This is a genomic window from Proteus hauseri ATCC 700826 (assembly GCF_001654965.1).
Taxonomy (GTDB): domain Bacteria; phylum Pseudomonadota; class Gammaproteobacteria; order Enterobacterales; family Enterobacteriaceae; genus Proteus; species Proteus hauseri.
This window is the reverse complement of sequence record NZ_LXEV01000023.1, coordinates 58501-76139: the sequence shown is the minus strand read 5'-3', so window position 1 is coordinate 76139 and position 17639 is coordinate 58501. Positions and strand designations below refer to the sequence as shown.

The 17639-nt window shown below is 34.4% G+C and carries 14 protein-coding genes; 10 read left to right on the top strand and 4 right to left on the bottom strand.

Translation table 11 applies throughout. The annotated features are described in order from the left end of the window. Nucleotides 1–33 precede the first annotated feature (33 nt). The 9 genes from M997_RS10065 (at nucleotide 34) to M997_RS10030 (ending at nucleotide 11532) form a co-directional block, all read left to right on the top strand. On the top strand, nucleotides 34–1041 hold the full coding sequence (locus M997_RS10065; RefSeq protein ID WP_064719988.1) for an NAD(P)H-quinone oxidoreductase: 1008 nt from the start codon (nucleotides 34–36) through the stop codon (nucleotides 1039–1041). 532 nt (nucleotides 1042–1573) lie between these two features. Beyond that, nucleotides 1574–3424 (top strand): pyridoxal-dependent decarboxylase, encoded by a 1851-nt coding sequence (locus M997_RS10060; protein ID WP_064719987.1) that lies wholly within the window; start codon nucleotides 1574–1576, stop codon nucleotides 3422–3424. A gap of 439 nt (nucleotides 3425–3863) precedes the next feature. Continuing rightward, nucleotides 3864–4745, top strand: coding sequence for a PadR family transcriptional regulator (locus tag M997_RS10055; RefSeq protein ID WP_064719986.1), 882 nt, complete (start codon nucleotides 3864–3866; stop codon nucleotides 4743–4745). Beyond that, nucleotides 4738–4893 carry a hypothetical protein gene (locus tag M997_RS17575; RefSeq protein ID WP_164971553.1) on the top strand — a complete coding sequence of 52 codons (156 nt, stop codon included), beginning with the start codon at nucleotides 4738–4740 and terminating at the stop codon, nucleotides 4891–4893. Before M997_RS10055 ends, M997_RS17575 begins: the two co-directional genes overlap by 8 nt. Nucleotides 4894–5556: 663 nt before the next feature. After that, nucleotides 5557–7062, top strand: coding sequence for a carbohydrate porin (locus M997_RS10050; RefSeq protein WP_074379349.1), 1506 nt, complete (start codon nucleotides 5557–5559; stop codon nucleotides 7060–7062). Between the two features lie 231 nt (nucleotides 7063–7293). Continuing rightward, complete coding sequence (locus M997_RS10045) at nucleotides 7294–7917, top strand: hypothetical protein (RefSeq protein WP_082918416.1); 624 nt, start codon at nucleotides 7294–7296, stop codon at nucleotides 7915–7917. A 252-nt stretch (nucleotides 7918–8169) separates the two neighbouring features. Continuing rightward, nucleotides 8170–8733 carry an alkyl hydroperoxide reductase subunit C gene (gene ahpC, locus M997_RS10040; RefSeq protein ID WP_064719985.1) on the top strand — a complete coding sequence of 188 codons (564 nt, stop codon included), beginning with the start codon at nucleotides 8170–8172 and terminating at the stop codon, nucleotides 8731–8733. Between the two features lie 70 nt (nucleotides 8734–8803). Next, nucleotides 8804–10369 (top strand): alkyl hydroperoxide reductase subunit F, encoded by a 1566-nt coding sequence (ahpF, locus tag M997_RS10035; protein WP_064719984.1) that lies wholly within the window; start codon nucleotides 8804–8806, stop codon nucleotides 10367–10369. A 170-nt stretch (nucleotides 10370–10539) separates the two neighbouring features. Continuing rightward, nucleotides 10540–11532, top strand: coding sequence for an alpha/beta hydrolase family protein (locus M997_RS10030; RefSeq protein ID WP_064719983.1), 993 nt, complete (start codon nucleotides 10540–10542; stop codon nucleotides 11530–11532). Nucleotides 11533–11676: 144 nt separating this feature from the next. Here the strand turns inward: M997_RS10030 and catA are convergent, their stop codons facing one another. Next, on the bottom strand, nucleotides 11677–12318 hold the full coding sequence (gene catA, locus M997_RS10025; protein WP_064719982.1) for a type A chloramphenicol O-acetyltransferase: 642 nt from the start codon (nucleotides 12316–12318) through the stop codon (nucleotides 11677–11679). 195 nt (nucleotides 12319–12513) lie between these two features. Here catA and M997_RS10020 point away from each other — a divergent pair, with 195 nt between their 5' ends. Then, a complete protein-coding gene (locus M997_RS10020; protein ID WP_064719981.1) occupies nucleotides 12514–13014 on the top strand; it encodes a hypothetical protein in 501 nt (166 codons plus the stop codon). A gap of 85 nt (nucleotides 13015–13099) precedes the next feature. Here M997_RS10020 and M997_RS10015 read toward each other — a convergent pair whose 3' ends face one another. Genes M997_RS10015 through M997_RS10005 form a run of 3 tightly spaced genes read right to left on the bottom strand, consistent with a single transcriptional unit; the run spans nucleotide 13100 to nucleotide 17578 of the window. After that, nucleotides 13100–15616 carry a PEP/pyruvate-binding domain-containing protein gene (locus M997_RS10015; RefSeq protein ID WP_064719980.1) on the bottom strand — a complete coding sequence of 839 codons (2517 nt, stop codon included), beginning with the start codon at nucleotides 15614–15616 and terminating at the stop codon, nucleotides 13100–13102. Continuing rightward, the gene (locus M997_RS10010; RefSeq protein WP_064719979.1) at nucleotides 15600–16481 is read right to left on the bottom strand and encodes a phosphatase PAP2 family protein; all 882 of its coding nucleotides are present in this window, start codon (nucleotides 16479–16481) and stop codon (nucleotides 15600–15602) included. Before M997_RS10010 ends, M997_RS10015 begins: the two co-directional genes overlap by 17 nt. Beyond that, nucleotides 16475–17578: a lysophospholipid acyltransferase family protein gene (locus M997_RS10005; RefSeq protein WP_064719978.1), complete on the bottom strand. Its 1104-nt coding sequence runs from the start codon at nucleotides 17576–17578 to the stop codon at nucleotides 16475–16477. Before M997_RS10005 ends, M997_RS10010 begins: the two co-directional genes overlap by 7 nt. Nucleotides 17579–17639 lie beyond the last annotated feature (61 nt).

Genomic DNA, 17639 nt, shown 5'->3' with positions numbered 1-17639 from the left:
CTGATGACGAGTAAAATAGATAAGGGAAAACTAATGACTCAAAATCACATCTTACCCAAAGAAATGGTCGAAATTGCGATAATTGAACCGGGTGGCATTGATAAACTCCAAGCACAAGTCGCTCCATTACCATTATTAGCACCTCACTACATGTTAGTTAAAGTAGGGGCTGCTGGCGTAAATCGGCCCGATATATTTCAACGACAAGGAAGTTATCCTCCACCAGCAGATGCATCACCTATCCCTGGCTTAGAAATAGCGGGAGAAATTGTTGCTTTGGGAGATGGATGCTCTCAGTGGAAATTAGGTGATCGTGTTTGTGCATTAGTCGCGGGTGGTGGATATGCGCAATATTGCCTTGTGCATGAAGATATCGCACTACCATCAATGAACATGAGTGATATTGAAGCGGCCGCATTGCCTGAAAATTTATTTACAGTATGGGCAAATCTTTTTCAGTTAGGTAAATTAAAAAAAGGTGAGTCTGTTCTTATACATGGTGGTACATCAGGTATTGGCTCTATCGCTATTATGCTTGCTCATGCAATAGGTGCAAAAGTATTTACAACAGTTGGATCGGCAGATAAAGAAGCTGTGGCATTAAAGTTAGGTGCCGATTATGTTATCAATTATAAATTAAAAGATTTTGCTCATGAAATTCCTAACTTAACGGAAGGGAAAGGTGTTGATGTTGTCCTTGATATCATTGGCGGCGATTACGTTGAGAAAAACTACCAAGTCGCAGCTAAATTCGGCAGAATAATACAAGTTGGCATGATGAAAGGGATGCCTAAAAATTTAAATATGATGCCGATGATGATTAAACGCTTAATTCATACTGGTTCAACAATGCGTTCTCGAACAGTAGAAGAAAAAGTCGAAATAGCACAAGAATTAATGCAACAAGTTTGGCCATTGATTACTAGTGGTAAAATAAAACCTATTATTAATGCCATTTACCCTTTAGATGAGGTAGGGAAAGCACATCAATTAATGGAGTCAGGGGACTTAATTGGTAAGGTTATGCTCGTTCTCTCTTGATAGAACATAAATAGATGATATCAAACTTATAAAAAATAATTTGTTATAAGTAGGGTAACAATATTTAAGTCGTTGATCACGATTATTCTGAAAAAACACACATCTAATTTATTGTGTGTTTTTTTGTATTGAAATAAAAGCTAATGACTCTTAGTAAAAAAATTCCTCTTTATAAGAATAAAATAAATAATTATTACTTTGGAATAGATATTAGTCGATAAAAACAGTTGTATATTTAAATTAAGTTAGAGCTAAGTATTGACCACAGTGAAAATAAAATAATTTTTATAAAAATATAACTTAAATCAAAATTGATAATAAAATAGTGTAATTAACGAATAAAATTGAATGTTTTGTCATAAGAGAATGAAAATATAATCATAGAATCTTAAAATCTTATCTGATATCAATAAAATAAAGAAGATTCTTACTCATCATGTAGTATATCATTTAAAAAGATATATATTAATTATGCTAAATAAGCACAATTTTCATTAGAATTAATAACAAAAATTTATATATAGGTGCGATGATGGCAAACAACAAAGAAATCTGTCTGAGTGCTACAGAACGTGTATATCATTCTAGAGCGGCCGATACTCTCGTATGTTATCATCGAGAGATGACAAAAATATTAATGGATAGTGAATATCTTTTTTCTAAAGCCCAAAAAGCAAAAATAAATAGTAGCGATAACATTGAACACAAAACAAAAAATAACGCTTTGGGAAAAAGAATAGTTGATAATGCTTATGACAATATTCTTACTACATTAAAACAGCAAATATTTAATAACCAACCCAATATAGAACCTTATTTTTCGCATCATAATTCACAAGTGATGCAGTTGGCAAAATTAGGGTACCTTAGCGCATTAGCATATAGCTCAGATAATGTATTTAACAATCACTCACCGCTACAAAAACAACAAGAAAAAGAAATTACGCGTGATCTTTTTCAATTAATTGGATTTGATTCAGATAAAGCTTTTGGTCATATCACCACAAGTCATATTCTCGCGTGTTACGAAATACTTTGGGCGTTACGAAATTTAAAAACATTGCCGATGGCAATTGCAAGACATCCAAAATCACGCGATTTGGTCGCGGATAAAAAAGCATTTGAATTATTTAATATGTCTGTAGGTGATATTTTATCGATAGGTGAAAAATTGCATGAACGAGGTATTTTTGATGATGTGAGCCACCTCACTTGCCGAGGTACAGGTATGACTCGAACAATGCATTTAGGTAAATTACTTGTTCCTATTTCTCGGTTTGAATTTTGGAAAAAAGCAATGGATATCTTAGGGTTAGGTTATGATAATCTAATTGCATTACCTATAGATGAAACATTTAGAACAGATACAAATAAAACGAAAGAAATAATTTTACGACTGATTGAACAGGGTGAACCGATTCTTGGCGTGATAGGTGTTTTAGGGTCGCCCACTTACGGCAGTATAGATATGTTAAAACCGCTGTTTGAATTACGTGAAGAGTGTAGTCGGAAATTTAATAGTTCATTCTATATTCATATTGATGCTGCGCAACTTGGTTATATGAGAAGTTTATTCCTTGATAAAAATAATAGAATAATTCCTTATGAAATATTAAGTAAAAAACTAAAAAAAGAAGCTCCTGAACTCGAATTACAGCCGGATGTTTATGATAGCTTTGCTTATTTATCATTAGCTGATTCGGTTTCATTTGAGCCTTTCCAAGCAGGATTCTCACCATATCCTACTGGGATCGTTTGTATTAAAGATGCACGTATGAGCCGTTTTTTAGCAAATCCACCCAAAGTCTGCCCTGAACAAGCAGATGCCGCCTATGAAATAGATGGAATTCAATCCGCACCAGCTGTTGCATCAATTTGGAGTATTCATCAACTTTATTCATTTAATTCTTTAGGTTTTGGTCTACATGCACAAACATTGTGGGCAGCCAGAGTAAAACTTGAACAAGTATTAAATAAGGCAAAGGAAATAAAAAGAAGTGGTAATTCTTATATCATTAAGCCATTACCGACTTCTGATTTTAATAAACTTAGCTTTGCGATAGTTATCAAAGGTAATCGTTCTTTAGATGTACAGAATAATCTAAATAAAGCTATCTATGAAAATTTGGTTTTACAAAGTAATCATAAACAAGATTTAAATTTACTCACACTTTGTGCTCGTAATAGTGATGATATCCCTGCCAAACTTTGTCATGACTGCGATTTAGATAAAAGTGAGTGGCAAGAGGTTAAACATTTAAACCTACTTCAATTAACCATGAAAGATGCTGAAAGATGCGGAGATCAACAAATCGAAGAAGGGTATCAATATATTAAACAGGTTGTCTTATCTGCATTAAAAAACCAGCTTATAAAAGAGTAATATTTTATTGATATTATGTTGCTCAAACAAAAGGTGGATGAAAAATCCACTTTTTTGTTATGCATTATTTATCAAAAACACATTAGTGACAGTGTCGCTTATATTTACTGCAAATTTCACAATCATTTTATTCCTGCATTTCTTCTTATATTTTTAATTTCGATAGCGCTATCTCTATAGATATTTACGTTTTTATCTAATTTTAGTGAGATTTTCATCGTCAGTTCACTTCTATAGCACAGAACACCAAGTTAGATAATGAGAATCATTCATAATAGTTGCCATTATTTAAAATATATAATCATAAATAAATCAACTCGTTAAATTGAGTTATAATTTATATTTCAAAATAGATATATCTAAAACTTGATCATTTAGATATATCGGATTATATTGCTATACATAATTTCGATATATCTAAAACAATGAGGGAATATTTATGATGATTCGAGCATTAAACTCACTTTACCAACAACATGCTGATGATGGCGAACATGGTGGTTATGGTAAAGGTTGTTGTGGTGGAAAGGGGAAACATAATAAACACCATGAAGGTCACGACGAATGTTGCCATGGTGAGCACGGTGAACATGGTAAACACCATGAGGGTCACGGCGAATGTTGCCATGGTGAGCACGGTGAACATGGTAAACACCATGAGGGTCACGGCGAATGTTGCCATGGTGAGCGCGGTGAACATGGTAGACACCATGAAGGTCGCGGCGAATGTTGCCATGGTGAGCGCGGTGAACATGGTAAACAACATGGCCGTGGTGGTCGTGGTTGTGGTAGTCGAGGTAAAGGTCAAGGCCGTCAGTTAAAACGTATGTTTGATCATGGTGATTTACGTGTTTTATTACTTAGCATGATTGCGAATAAACCTAGTCATGGTTATGAAATAATTCGTGGTATCGATGAAGCATCCTCAGGTTTATATGTACCAAGCCCAGGTGTTATTTACCCAACGTTAACATTGCTCGAAGAGCAGGATCTCGTTGTGGCAAACATTGCTGAAAAAGGCCGTAAAAATTACAGCATTACACCTGAAGGAAGTGCCTTTTTAGCTGAACATCAGCAAATTGCACAGAACATTCAAACTAAACTTGCCTACGCAAGAGATTTATCTCAAAACGCAGGTGGTGTATCTGAAGAAATTGAATCTGCTGTTGGTAAATTAAAAGCCGTACTACGCCATAAATTGGTATTAAAAGAGCTCTCTGTTGAAAAAGCAGAACGTATCGCATCTATTCTTAATGATGCGGTGGAAAAAATTGAATCTATTAATGAGGCCTTGATCTCTGAGGAAAGGGAAGATGAATAAAACGGAAACTCAACCGCAAGGTAGAAGAAAAAATAGTGATATAGAAAGAGAGGATTTAGAAAATAATCCTGCTGTAAAAGAACAAATTTGTCCTAAAATGCCAGTATCTTATTTTCGCCGAGCATTACGTAAACCCGGTAGAATATAATGATAGATAGACGGAGGTTATAATCTAATGACCTCTGTCAATTTTTAATCTTTGCTGTAACAACCTCGCCTCAATCTGGTATCTAGTTAAAAATCGTGACTAAAACGAGTTTTTCAATTGCAAAAGCCAACGGTCACTTCATTTTTAACTACATTTCATTTTTAACTACATATAAATGCCTGCGCTAAATTCTCTTATTCAAATACATATTCATCACTTTAAGATGTATGACCATGTAATTTATCCTCAGTTATTGAACTCACATCAAAAAAAATAAAATTGGCTATGGAAATGTTCCATATTAACGACTACTTTATACAAATCATTTCTATAACTAATAAAAATAGAAAACACAAACCAGAACTAAACTCAGAAGAAGCATTAAAAACAGAACACCTTTAAATAGGGCTTGTTAAAAAGCACTTAAGCGAGAATAAGTGTACTTATTTAATTTGGATAACAAGCTTTATGTGGCGTAATCATTTTTTAACTGCTTAATGAAGAGAGCAAGATGTGAATAACTATCTGATACTAAGGTGAAAAGTACAGAAGAGAAAATCATAATAATAATTCCATCAATTAAAGCAATAGGTCACTCAATTGAGTGCTCTGAGTATCGTTATGCCAATTTAAGTCCACTTTGCTGATTTTAGGAATATTTGAATGAAAATGAAGTCATTATCGCTAGCTATTGGTTTAGTCTTAACAATACCGCTGTCTGCGTATGCTCAAACAGATATGAGCGCAATTGAAGCAAGATTAAATGCACTTGAGCAACGAGCGGCCAATGCTGAAGCAAGAGCTGCTGTTGCTGAAAAAAAAGCGGCTCATCTTGAACAACTTATTATGTCTGGTACAGGCTCAGGTAAATTGATTCAGTTAGAAAATAATTCATCAAACAATATGGAGCAGAGGATCGCTGTATTAGAACAGCAATCTGAAGATACGCAAGCGAAAGCAACACAAACCCAAACAAGGCTAGATGAATTAGGGCAACAACAAGTATCGACATCTTCGAATAAAGAAAGCCAAGGTCTTTTTTCTACCAATACAGATTGGGGAAATCTTAAATTATATGGAGACGTTGAATATAATATCGACGCTGCAAGTAAAAAAGGTCAGTTAACATCAATGCGTTCAATGCCAGGAAACCAAAAAGAATTTTCTGATAGTGAAAAATGGAGCCTTAATGGACGCATATTAATCGGTGTTGATGGTGAGCGAGAGTTACAAAATGGCAATTATGCTGGATTTAGTGCTCAACCAATGGCTGATATGACCGGAAAAATGAATCTTGATGATGCTGTGTTTTATTTTGGTCAACGCGATAAATGGCAATATAAAATTGGGCGTTATGAAGCTTATGATATGTTCCCGTTAAACCAAGATACCTTTGTTGAATATTCAGGTAATACCGCCAATGATTTATATGGTGATGGTTTCGGTTATATATATATGATGAAAGAAGGGCGAGGCCGTAGTAGTGACGGCGGTAGCATGATGGTAAATACTCAATACGATAATTGGTATTTTGAGCTTAATGCGCTAGTTGAAGATGGCACTTCTGTTTTTAAAGATAGTGAGTATCACGGGCGCAAACTTGATAATCGTAAGAATGTTATTTATATGCGCCCAGTGGTGGCATGGCAAAAAGATAATTTTACTATTGCTGCGGCTGTAGATGGTAACGTTATCACTAATGCTTATGGTTATGAAGATGCAGACGGTAATTTTCAAGACCAATCACGCCGTACTGGCTATGGTCTTACTTTAAAGTGGGACACACTTTCAGAAGATCCTATTAATGGAATTGTGGCTAATTTAAGTACAGCCTATCTTGATGCCAAAAATGAGAATGATTTCTCTATTGGAGGAAACGTTTTATGGCAAAAATTCCAACTAGGTTATATTTATGCGCATAACGATATCAAGGCTTATGATAAAAAAGTAATAGGCAGCAATGATAGTTATCTCACAATTAACCCTGGAAAATATAACATCAATACTGTTTTTGCCTCTTATGAACTCCCTAATATTTTAGGTATGGATAATTTTAAAACTTACTTAGGTGCTTATTATTCTCACATTGATGGCAAAGATGACATTAATGTAGAGAGTGGCGACAAAGATCGCTATGGTGCAAGAGTTCGTTTTAAATATTTCTTTTAATTCTGATACCGTTATTAATACCGGTCTACTGTGTAGATCGGTACTTTTTTTTCATGATTTCATCCCATATTGCCCAAGTTGTGATAATCCTCGAAATTTTGAGTCGCAGTAAGATAGATGACTGATTTTTCAGATGCTAATGTTTTTATTCTTGTCATAATATTGCAAATCAGCGTAACCAATAATAAAGAATAATGTAGCAATATATTATCATTGACTGAGTAATAAATTATGCTTCTATGCACGCACACCAACTTACTGAAAACATTACTACTAACACTATTACTACTAACAACAGTTTTACTGCCAATAACCTCTTTTGCTAATGATCTTTCAATTCTGCCACAAAAAGAGCGTGTCGAATATTTCGCTCAAGCACAACAAACAGGCATCACAGGATTAGCTATAAAAACAAAGCCAGTATTAGCTCGACAGGCTCAAGAAGGTGAAGTTATTACCACTGTTATTAAAGGTGAAGGGGTTGAAACTATTTCTGCACCAGCGAAACAAGGTGACTGGGTTGTACAAAATATTTGCCCAGAAACAGGTAATGAAGAAATTTTAGTAAGAAAAGAGAAGTTTGCTCAACGTTACAATGCCGTTGAACAGAGCAAAGCAAAGATAAATTCTAACACGAATCAATATCAGCCATTTATCCCTAAAGGTGTTGAAATGAATTATTTTATTGTGCCTGATTCAACACCTGCTTTTGTTATGAAAGCGCCTTGGGGAGAGCTACAACGTTTTCAATCAGGTGATGCCGTTGTTCAATCCACTACTGATAGCCAAGATATTTATCGTATTCAAAAATCCGCATTTGAGTGTACATATACAATTATTAAAAAAGCAAAATAAAATCAATAAATTATATTTTTTATTGCCGTAATTGATTTATAACATTGGTCAAGATAATTACTTGAATTTATCAGCTCAATGAATAAATTGTCTTTTATGATTGATATGCGTTACCCGCCACATATTGTTAACTTGTCTCTATCAATTTCTTCAACTCATTAGGCAAAACCTATTGATACGATAGCGGGAATGTATTAGCTATTACCAAATGGAATAGGTACATTAGGCTCATACCAAACAGGAGGAAATACAATGTCTTTAATCAATACCCCAATCAAACCATTCAAAAACATGGCATTTAAAGACGGTCAATTCGTAGAAGTGACTGAAAAGGACGTCGAAGGCAAATGGAGCATTTTCTTCTTCTATCCAGCAGATTTTACCTTTGTTTGCCCAACTGAGTTAGGTGATTTAGCTGATCATTATGATGAATTTCAAAAAATGGGTGTAGAAATATTTTCTGTTTCTACAGACACTCATTTTACTCATAAAGCATGGCATAGCAGCTCAGAAACTATTGGCAAAATCAAATATGGCATGATTGGCGATCCAACAGGTGCATTAACTCGTAACTTCGAAAATATGCGTGAAAACGAAGGTCTTGCAGACCGCGGTACTTTTGTTGTTGACCCACAAGGTATTATTCAAGCAATTGAAATCACTGCTGAAGGTATTGGTCGTGATGCATCAGATTTGCTGCGTAAAGTTAAAGCTGCTCAATATGTAGCTAGCCATCCAGGCGAAGTTTGCCCAGCCAAATGGAAAGAAGGTGATGCAACTTTAGCTCCATCACTGGATTTAGTTGGTAAAATCTAAAAAAGAATTAAGCCACTAAAAAAGTTGTTTATCGGGTGTTTCGGCACCCGATTTTATTGAGGGTGCAAAAATGTTAGATAATAATTTAAAAGCTCAGCTGAAAGCTTATTTAGAACGATTAACCCAGCCAGTTGAGTTAGTAGCAACATTAGATGACAGCAAACATTCTGTTGAAATTCAATCTCTATTAAAAGAGATCGAAATATTATCCGATAAAATGACTTATCGTGAAGACAATAGCGCCAATGTGCGTAAACCATCTTTTCTTATCACCAATCCAGGGAAAGAAACAGGTGTTCGTTTTGCAGGTTCACCACTAGGGCATGAATTTACATCGTTGGTCTTAGCATTACTGCAAACAGGTGGTCATCCATCTAAAGAAGCGCAAGATTTACTTGAACAAATTCGTCAGTTAGACGGTGAGTTTCATTTCGAAACCTATTATTCGCTCTCTTGTCATAACTGCCCAGATGTTGTTCAGGCATTAAACTTAATGGCGATTTTAAATCCGAAAATCACACACACTGCGATTGACGGAGGCATGTTCCAAAATGAAATTCAGGAACGTAATGTGATGGGCGTTCCTGCTGTATTCTTAAATGGTAACGAGTTTGGTCAGGGTCGTATGACACTCGCTGATATCGTTAACAAAGTAGATAGTAATGCAGAAAAACGTGCTGCCGAGGCTTTAAATAAGAAAGATGTTTTTGATGTTCTTATTGTTGGTAGCGGTCCAGCAGGTGCATCAGCAGCAGTTTATTCAGCGCGTAAAGGCTTAAATACCGGTCTTATCGGTGAGCGTTTTGGTGGGCAAGTTCTTGATACTGTTGATATTGAAAACTATATTTCAGTACCAAAAACAGAAGGTGCTAAACTTGCAGGTGCATTAAAAGCGCATGTTGACGATTATCAAGTCGATGTAATTGATAGCCAAACTGTGAGTCGTTTGATCCCGGGGGTTTCAGAAGGTGATTTACACCAAATTGAAACTGCATCGGGTGCGACACTAAAAACGCGTAGCTTAATTATTGCAACAGGTGCTCGTTGGAGAAACATGAATGTTCCCGGCGAAAATGAGTATCGTACTCGTGGTGTAACTTATTGCCCACACTGCGATGGTCCATTATTTAAAGGCAAAAGAGTAGCTGTTATTGGTGGTGGTAACTCAGGAGTTGAAGCCGCTATCGATTTAGCTGGCTTAGTAGAGCATGTCACTGTATTAGAGTTTGCGCCAGAAATGAGAGCAGATGCCGTATTACAGAAAAAACTGCGTAGCTTAAGTAATGTTGAAATCATTTTAAATGCACAAACAACAGAAGTGTATGGTGATGGTACTAAATTAACAGGACTTAAATATAAAGATCGCACTAATGATTCTATGCATGATATCGCTTTAGCGGGTATTTTCGTTCAAATTGGTTTATTACCTAATACACAGTGGCTAGAAGGCACTGTTGAGCGTAATAAAATGGGCGAAATTATTGTTGATGCTCGTGGTGAAACGAATATTAAAGGTGTATTTGCAGCGGGTGATTGTACAACAGTGCCTTACAAGCAAATCATTATTGCAGCAGGAGAAGGTGCTAAAGCCTCACTCAGCGCCTTTGATTACTTAATTCGCACCACTGCAAAATAAGTAAATCTAAAATAATCAATATGTTATACAGAAAGGCGTCTTTTTTAAGATGCCTTTTTTGTACATAAAATGAATAATTCATAAATCCAATTCAGTAAAAAGTTATACTCATCGTTATAAAACACTCTGTGCTATCATCCTTTCTGGTCGTTAATCATAGAGATGTTTAAATGGATATAAATAAAAAAAGTTACCTGCAAATCGCTCGCGTAGTGGTGTTTTCGCTTTTATGCTCAAGCGTATTTTCTGCAAATGCTAAAATAGAAGTGCGTGATGAAACTTTGTTTGAAGCACATCAGCGCTTTAAAACTAATATTGTGAATGATAGTTTTGATAATATTGATCCACCTTGGGAAGCGCCACCAGAAATATTTAATATTATTAAATATCCTGCAAAGGCAGGGGATATGTTTGCATATCTAACACCTCCACCAGAAAATAAAAGTATTAAATTGCCTGCTGTTATCTGGTTAAATGGCGGTTATGGTGGAATAGGTGGCGATGATTATTTCTGGCAACCCAAACCTGCTGATAATGACCAAACGGGTGCAACTTTCCGTGATCCAAATATGGTATTAATGATACCTTCATTCCGTGGAGAAAATACTAATCCCGGTCGTTATGAAATGTTTTATGGTGAAATTGAAGATTTAGAATCAGCAAGAGAATATCTAGCTTCTCTTGAGTATATTGATCCTAAACGTATCTACGTTGTAGGGCACAGTACTGGCGGAACCCGTGCATTATTGGCAAGTGAATATAGTGATAAATTTAGAGCTATCTTTTCATTAGGTGGAATACCTGATCTTGAATTACGAGCAGCAGGAAACATGATTGTTGAATTACCATTTGACGAGAATAATAAAGAAGAATTTAATGTCCGCTCAGTATATCGTTATATTAAATCTATAAAAAGCCCAACCTTTTATTTTGAAGGCCGTGGTTATTTTTGGGATGAATTTAATGAAATTCGAGAAGTTGCGATGGTGAATGACATTCCATTAAAAATATACAATATCAAATACGGCGATCACTTTAATATCATTGTTCCTGTATCTAAACTAATTAAAGAGAAAATTTTACTTGATACCGATACTACTAAAGAGAGTAGCATTCAATTCAGTAATGCTGATATTAAATGGATAAATAAACAAGTTAGATAAATTAACTATAGTATTTTCTAATGGGAATTTCGGTAAATCATACAGAAGTTCTTATATTACAATAAAACCACTCTTTTATTTAAGCGACAAAAGAGTGGTTTAAGTAAGATTTATATATGATTATCTTAATTAATTTCTACAAAATTAACCTGCAAATCCATCACACAACGCTTGCAATGTGTTAATCATTCTTCCCATATGGAAACCATCACAAGTCGCATGATGTACTTGTACTGATAATGGTAATAAAATCTTACCATCAACTTGGTAATATTTTCCCATGGTAAAAATAGGGGGATAATAATCCTTAACATTGGTGATATTAAGGTTAAAACCATCAAAACTTACCCATGGTATCATTGATATACAAAAATGATTTTCAGGATGATGAGGCTTGGCTGATAAAGCTAAATTATCTTTGTAATGCTGATAATCTTGCTCGTATCGTTGTAAAAATGTCATCCAATCTTCACTATATTCACTCCAAATTTCAGAAAAAGTCTCTGTTTCTTGGTGAAAAAGAGTATAAGCAGGATTTATTTGATCCCATATAATCAGCTCATCATCTTTTATTGCCATTCTCGACTCAGGATAGCTATTGACTGTTTTAGCTATCAAGAAAATTAATGTGGGATACAGCTTAAGATTTTTATTGGTTAATATTGTTTTTAATAATGTAATGTCTAGCTTAGTTGTTAAACTAAAGCCACATTGCAAGTTATGACGATAATGAAGGAAATGTTCCTTTCTATTCCATTGTTCTAAGTCTACTTTTGTATAATTCATTTAATAAGCCCTTCTTGTTAATTTAAAGTTTTTTAACGAAGAAGGGCATCTCTGGTTGTTTGAATGGGCATCACATAATCCTTATTTTTATTGAAAGCTTGTTAAGTTTAATACAATTTACTTTTATCTCATATGATTGAAATAGCATTATAGAGTAATATGATAAAATAGACTTAATAAATCATGAAGTGACTTATGCTATCAACTAAATTATCGTATCAATGGAAGCAAAAAAAACGAGCAAGGTTATCATTTTTAGGTGCAGAATTAGTTTGGTCAGTTTTATTAGGTGTTATTCAAACACTGCTTTATCAAGGATATATTGTACTTTATCCAGAAGATGCAGGTCTTGCTCTTCAAAGTACGTTTTATTACCAATTTTCGTTTAGCCTATTTGGATTAATGGAAACAATGTTTGTTATTATCCAAATCTACATATTTACACTTATTTTGTCCCAGAGAATAAGAGATATCGGAATAAAATATCCAGTAGCCATTTCATTTGTTTTTACTGCCGCCTCATTATTATTAATGCCATATACGCTAATTTACTCACCCAATATTATGATGTTGCTCTCTTTCATTATATTAATTGGTTATCTTGTTGCTTTATTTGCACCTTCTGCGCATAAAGTAGATATTGATACCCATGAAGATCTAAAAGAGAAAGAACGTAACAATAAAATCGTGAATTAAAGTAAAAATAACTAGAATAACAATAAAGAGAGCATCAAAAAGATGCTCTCTTTTGTGAAACAAATTAAGGTAGGGCATTAATTTCTTACGATAAAATATCAATAGTGCCTTTTTGACCATCTATTCTTACTGTTTGTCCATTCTTTAATATATTCAATATATTACGGACTCCCATAACAGCAGGTAAACCTAATTCCCGAGCTGTTACTGCCCCATGTGATAATGGGCCACCACTTTCTGTAATAATGCCTGAAGCGCGATAGAAAAGTGCAGTCCATGCTGGGTTTGTGGTTCTTGCTACTAAAATAGCGTTTTGCGGAAATTCTGCAAAATTCTCAGGACCATGAACCAAATAGACTTTACCTTCAATAATTCCAGCACTGCCTGCTAATCCTTTTAATAGATGTCCATTAGCAGTATCGACGACATCATCACTTTCTTCACCATAAATCCATTGTGGTGTCGTTGCTTGAGCTTTTAAATAACCTGTTTTATTTTGATAAATATGCGAACGTAATGCATTCCAATTTGTTAATTCATCGGTATTTATTGCGTTAGCAAGAGGTTGCTCATTAGCAAAATAAATATCCATTGGGTCATCCAAAATACTACGAATAACTAATCGTTCTCCTAATGCTTTTAATCCTCTACGCATTGGCAAGGCCAGACGTGTGGTTTGATAATGCTCTAAATCATCTAATGCAGTATAAACGCGCGCGAGTCGAATAATCTCTTGTAAGAAAAAACGTAACTCTTCTGGAGCATCAGAAATAATAGCAAACTCAGTTTCTGATTGTAGAATTTTTTTGCTAAGTGGATCTTCTGTTCGTTTATCATCAGCTAAGTCAGCCATTGCTTTAATTTGTATTAAAACAATATGTGGTGCATCTAACCAAGTCGGATGATATGCATCAAAATCTAATTCTCGATGCCCGTGATTAGTGAGAAATAGAGTAAATTGCTGATAAAAACAAGGATCAATAGCAGCAAGTTCTTTCATTATAGAACGCGGTTCTATTTTCTCTAATGCGTTAAGTAATACTGAATGCTGACGTACATAACGAGAAAGAGCCCAAAGTTCGGCATTAACTTGTCCTGTTTTAGTGTCAGACATTGCAATTAAATTATCGAATGCATTATGCGCGTACTTTTCTTCTTTAAAGAAAAGTTTTAATAATGCCATCAAAGCAGAGTAAAGTGAGCGCTGAGTTAATGATATCGCGATATTAGGTAAGAAATAGTCAGATCCTAATTTATTAATACGTTGTATATAGTCCCATAACTGCGATAAATTTTTATCTTCTAATGGTTCATTCATTAACGCACCAATAGAGATTAAATATTTATCTAAATCGCGCATCCATGTTATTGGTAACTCTTGCACCCAACTAAATTTTTGAGCAATTTCAGGTAACGATTTTAATAGAGTAGGTAAATCATTCATCATTGAAGTAGGTAGGCGATTGCTATATAAAGAAACCGCATTCTGGTTGCCATAAATATAATAATCTTGTACTCCAAACCACTTACCATTAAAAGAAGGTAGCCCCATAAGATTAAGGCTAAAGTTTAATGATGAATGAAATCCTGCTTCACACATATCCCATGTTAATGGGGTTATTGGATTAGGAAAACGTTCTGCTGATTCTTCTCTTGTCCAAATAGGTGCAATTTGAGTTACATTACGAGATTGTAAGAGCCATAGTTTCCCGTGATGAAATGCCCATTCAATATCTTGCGGAAAATCAAAATATTTCTCAGCTAAAATTGCTAACTCAGCAACTTGTTTGCATTGTTCGTTGTTTAATGATGCTGTATTTTTTCTTTTGTTATCAACGGGTAATATTTCAATCCCATTTTCCACCATCACAATAGCATTTGTTTTTTCAGCAATAGTTTGCTGTTTTAAGGTTAAAGAATCTCTGTCGATAAGATACTCATCGATAGGCTCTTCACCCGCAACAACGGTTTCACCAAGGCCAAAAGCAGCATTAATTAATACCGTTGAAAGTGAGCCTTGAACAGGATCTATAGAGAATGCAACACCCGCAGCTTCGTTTTTTTGAACATCAACCATTCTTTGTAAAACAACAGCCATAGAGGCTTGTGAATGAGGTAAATTTAAATGTTGGCGATAAAGCATTACATGAGTGTGCCACAGTGATGCATAACATTGGCGAATAGCGTCAAGCAACATAGGTAATGTTTTAACACCTAAAAGCGTATCATGTTGTCCCGCAAAAGCGGCACCTGGCATATCTTCTAAAGTACCGGAGGATCTGACTGCTAAAGGCGTATTATTTAAATCTAACTCATCAAGTATTAAACCTAATGCATAGGTTAAATTTTCAGGTAAAGTGGCTTGCAAGATAACTTGTCGAATTTGATGACTTATTGTTTCAATATCTTGATCTTGTGTTGATAAGAGATCATTAATTTTTGGCAGTAATGGCGAAATAAATAATTGATATGCTTGGCAAGATAAAATCAAACCATCAGGAACCGGTAGCGATTGAATTGTCTTGGCTAAACTAGCTCCTTTTCCACCGCTTATTTGTACATCAGTAGCAGTAGGATCGTTAATCTTATAAATGAGTTCCATATATGACCTTATTATTTTTACACGTAAAATAAAGTACAAACAGCGCTAGTAATGCACCACAAATAACATCAATACCATAATGGTAATGTAGGTAAACTGTAGCTAAGATAAGTCCCATAGCGATAGGAAATAAACAATAAGCTATTTTTCGATAGCCAGAAAAATAGTAAAAACCAACGATATAAATTGTTATTCCGGTATGTAATGAAGGAAATACATCCATTCCGGTAATACCTTTATCAACTAATCCTGTTAAAAATAGCGTCATTGCTCCCGTGTGAACGGGATAGGTAAAATCTATAGGGAAAGCGGCATAAGGCCCTGCCGCAGGTATTGAAAAATACCCAATAAAACCCCAAAAATACATTAACATTAAGCCAAAAAAATAATTGTTTGTGTGTGTTGGTTGACGGATAAAAAAGAAAAATAATGCACTACCTATAATTAAAAAATAGAAACTAAAATAGCAAAATGCGAGTAATTCACTTAATAATCCTGATTGTATAGAAATAGACCACTCTGGTAGGCTTTTACCAAACCATAATAATTTATCCAGTTTATATAAAATAGCATCAAAATTTTCTTGATATAAACCGTATCGAATAGATTTAAAAAGCGGAAATATTGACCAACAAGCTATTAATTGCAGTAAGCCAAACCAATAAAATCGAGGAGGTGATGCAAGATTTCGGTTTTTATATCCAATATAAATGAGTAAAAGCCAGAAAAGTAAACCGGAAATAATAGCGGGTAACATATCTACCGCATTAAGCAACCAGCTAGCATAAGTGCCTAATGACCAAATGATAAATAACTGAATAGAAAATAACTGATTAAATATTTTTTTTGTTTTAGGTACTAACATATTTGTGAACCTTTAGTTCTTATGATCTTCAGTCCTATTAATGCACTAATAAGACTTACACTGATAAATAATGGTGAGAAAAATAATAAGATAAAAAGTATAGGTAACCAAATAATAGCAGCTAGACTTCCTCCTATAATTTTAAAAAAACTTACTGTATTACGAGCGTCAGCAAAACGAGAAGCAATAAGAGCACTAAGTAATATTGGAAAAAAAATAAACATAAAACAAAAAGAAATATAACGCCAAGTTTTTATAGAATGAGGAATGTTATTCTCTATATTTCTATTTGATTCCTCATATTTAATTAGATTATTTTGATAGTCAATAAATGACTCAGCATAAGAATCTCCCTTGATTTTTCTATTACAAGCATAATTTGATGCTTTCTTGAATAAGTCAATATCAGGGCAGTTAACGGAAATATTATTTAAAGCAAGAGATATATCCTGATGGATATTTTGTTCCCATTCTCTTGATGTTAAATCACCTTGTTGAGGAATAATAATATTATCGCCTATATACAATTCGACTTCAGAGCTAAATTTATCTGGAGCAAGATAAAACAGTCCTACTGGAACAATATCAAAAACGATGCCTTCATCGAGTAGCGATCTAATTATTCGTGCAGCACCTCGTTGATAAGGCAGGGGTTTGCAACCCCATTCACTGCTTCCTTCAGGAAATAATAATAAATCACCGCCGGCTTTGATGTGTTCTATTGCTGCCTCTGAAGGACTAGAAAATGCATTGGAATTAATACCAAAACGAGCTCTATCTTTTTTTCTAACAACAGGAATTCCTGTAAAGAATGCTCTCATTAACCGACTGTTTAGTAACTGTATTGAAGCAAGAGCTTGTGCTTTAGGAAATTCTTTTAATGCTATATAAGCATCAAAAGCACTGTTCCGATGACTACAAATTATCAATTTAGGATGTATATTTTTTGATGAATTTCTATTATGGTAAACAGGATTAACGTTAGAAAAATAAATTTCTCTAATACTTTTTGATACCACTTGATAATAAATAGGAAGTGGTGAGCCCGCAACAAACTGAGGTGTGTTTATTGTTGAAGGTAATATTTTAGTAGGCATGGAATTTCCTTATTTTATTCCTTCTACAGAAACATATCATGTCATCTAAAAAATTCACACA

Bases quoted from the DNA above. Each gene is read 5' to 3' on its own strand.
- M997_RS10065 (WP_064719988.1), top strand. From the start codon at position 34: ATGACTCAAAATCACATCTTACCCAAAGAAATGGTCGAAATTGCGATA.
- M997_RS10060 (WP_064719987.1), top strand. From the start codon at position 1,574: ATGGCAAACAACAAAGAAATCTGTCTGAGTGCTACAGAACGTGTATAT.
- M997_RS10055 (WP_064719986.1), top strand. From the start codon at position 3,864: ATGATGATTCGAGCATTAAACTCACTTTACCAACAACATGCTGATGAT.
- M997_RS17575 (WP_164971553.1), top strand. From the start codon at position 4,738: ATGAATAAAACGGAAACTCAACCGCAAGGTAGAAGAAAAAATAGTGAT.
- M997_RS10050 (WP_074379349.1), top strand. From the start codon at position 5,557: ATGAAAATGAAGTCATTATCGCTAGCTATTGGTTTAGTCTTAACAATA.
- M997_RS10045 (WP_082918416.1), top strand. From the start codon at position 7,294: ATGCTTCTATGCACGCACACCAACTTACTGAAAACATTACTACTAACA.
- ahpC (WP_064719985.1), top strand. From the start codon at position 8,170: ATGTCTTTAATCAATACCCCAATCAAACCATTCAAAAACATGGCATTT.
- ahpF (WP_064719984.1), top strand. From the start codon at position 8,804: ATGTTAGATAATAATTTAAAAGCTCAGCTGAAAGCTTATTTAGAACGA.
- M997_RS10030 (WP_064719983.1), top strand. From the start codon at position 10,540: ATGGATATAAATAAAAAAAGTTACCTGCAAATCGCTCGCGTAGTGGTG.
- catA (WP_064719982.1), bottom strand. From the start codon at position 12,318: ATGAATTATACAAAAGTAGACTTAGAACAATGGAATAGAAAGGAACAT.
- M997_RS10020 (WP_064719981.1), top strand. From the start codon at position 12,514: ATGCTATCAACTAAATTATCGTATCAATGGAAGCAAAAAAAACGAGCA.
- M997_RS10015 (WP_064719980.1), bottom strand. From the start codon at position 15,616: ATGGAACTCATTTATAAGATTAACGATCCTACTGCTACTGATGTACAA.
- M997_RS10010 (WP_064719979.1), bottom strand. From the start codon at position 16,481: ATGTTAGTACCTAAAACAAAAAAAATATTTAATCAGTTATTTTCTATT.
- M997_RS10005 (WP_064719978.1), bottom strand. From the start codon at position 17,578: ATGCCTACTAAAATATTACCTTCAACAATAAACACACCTCAGTTTGTT.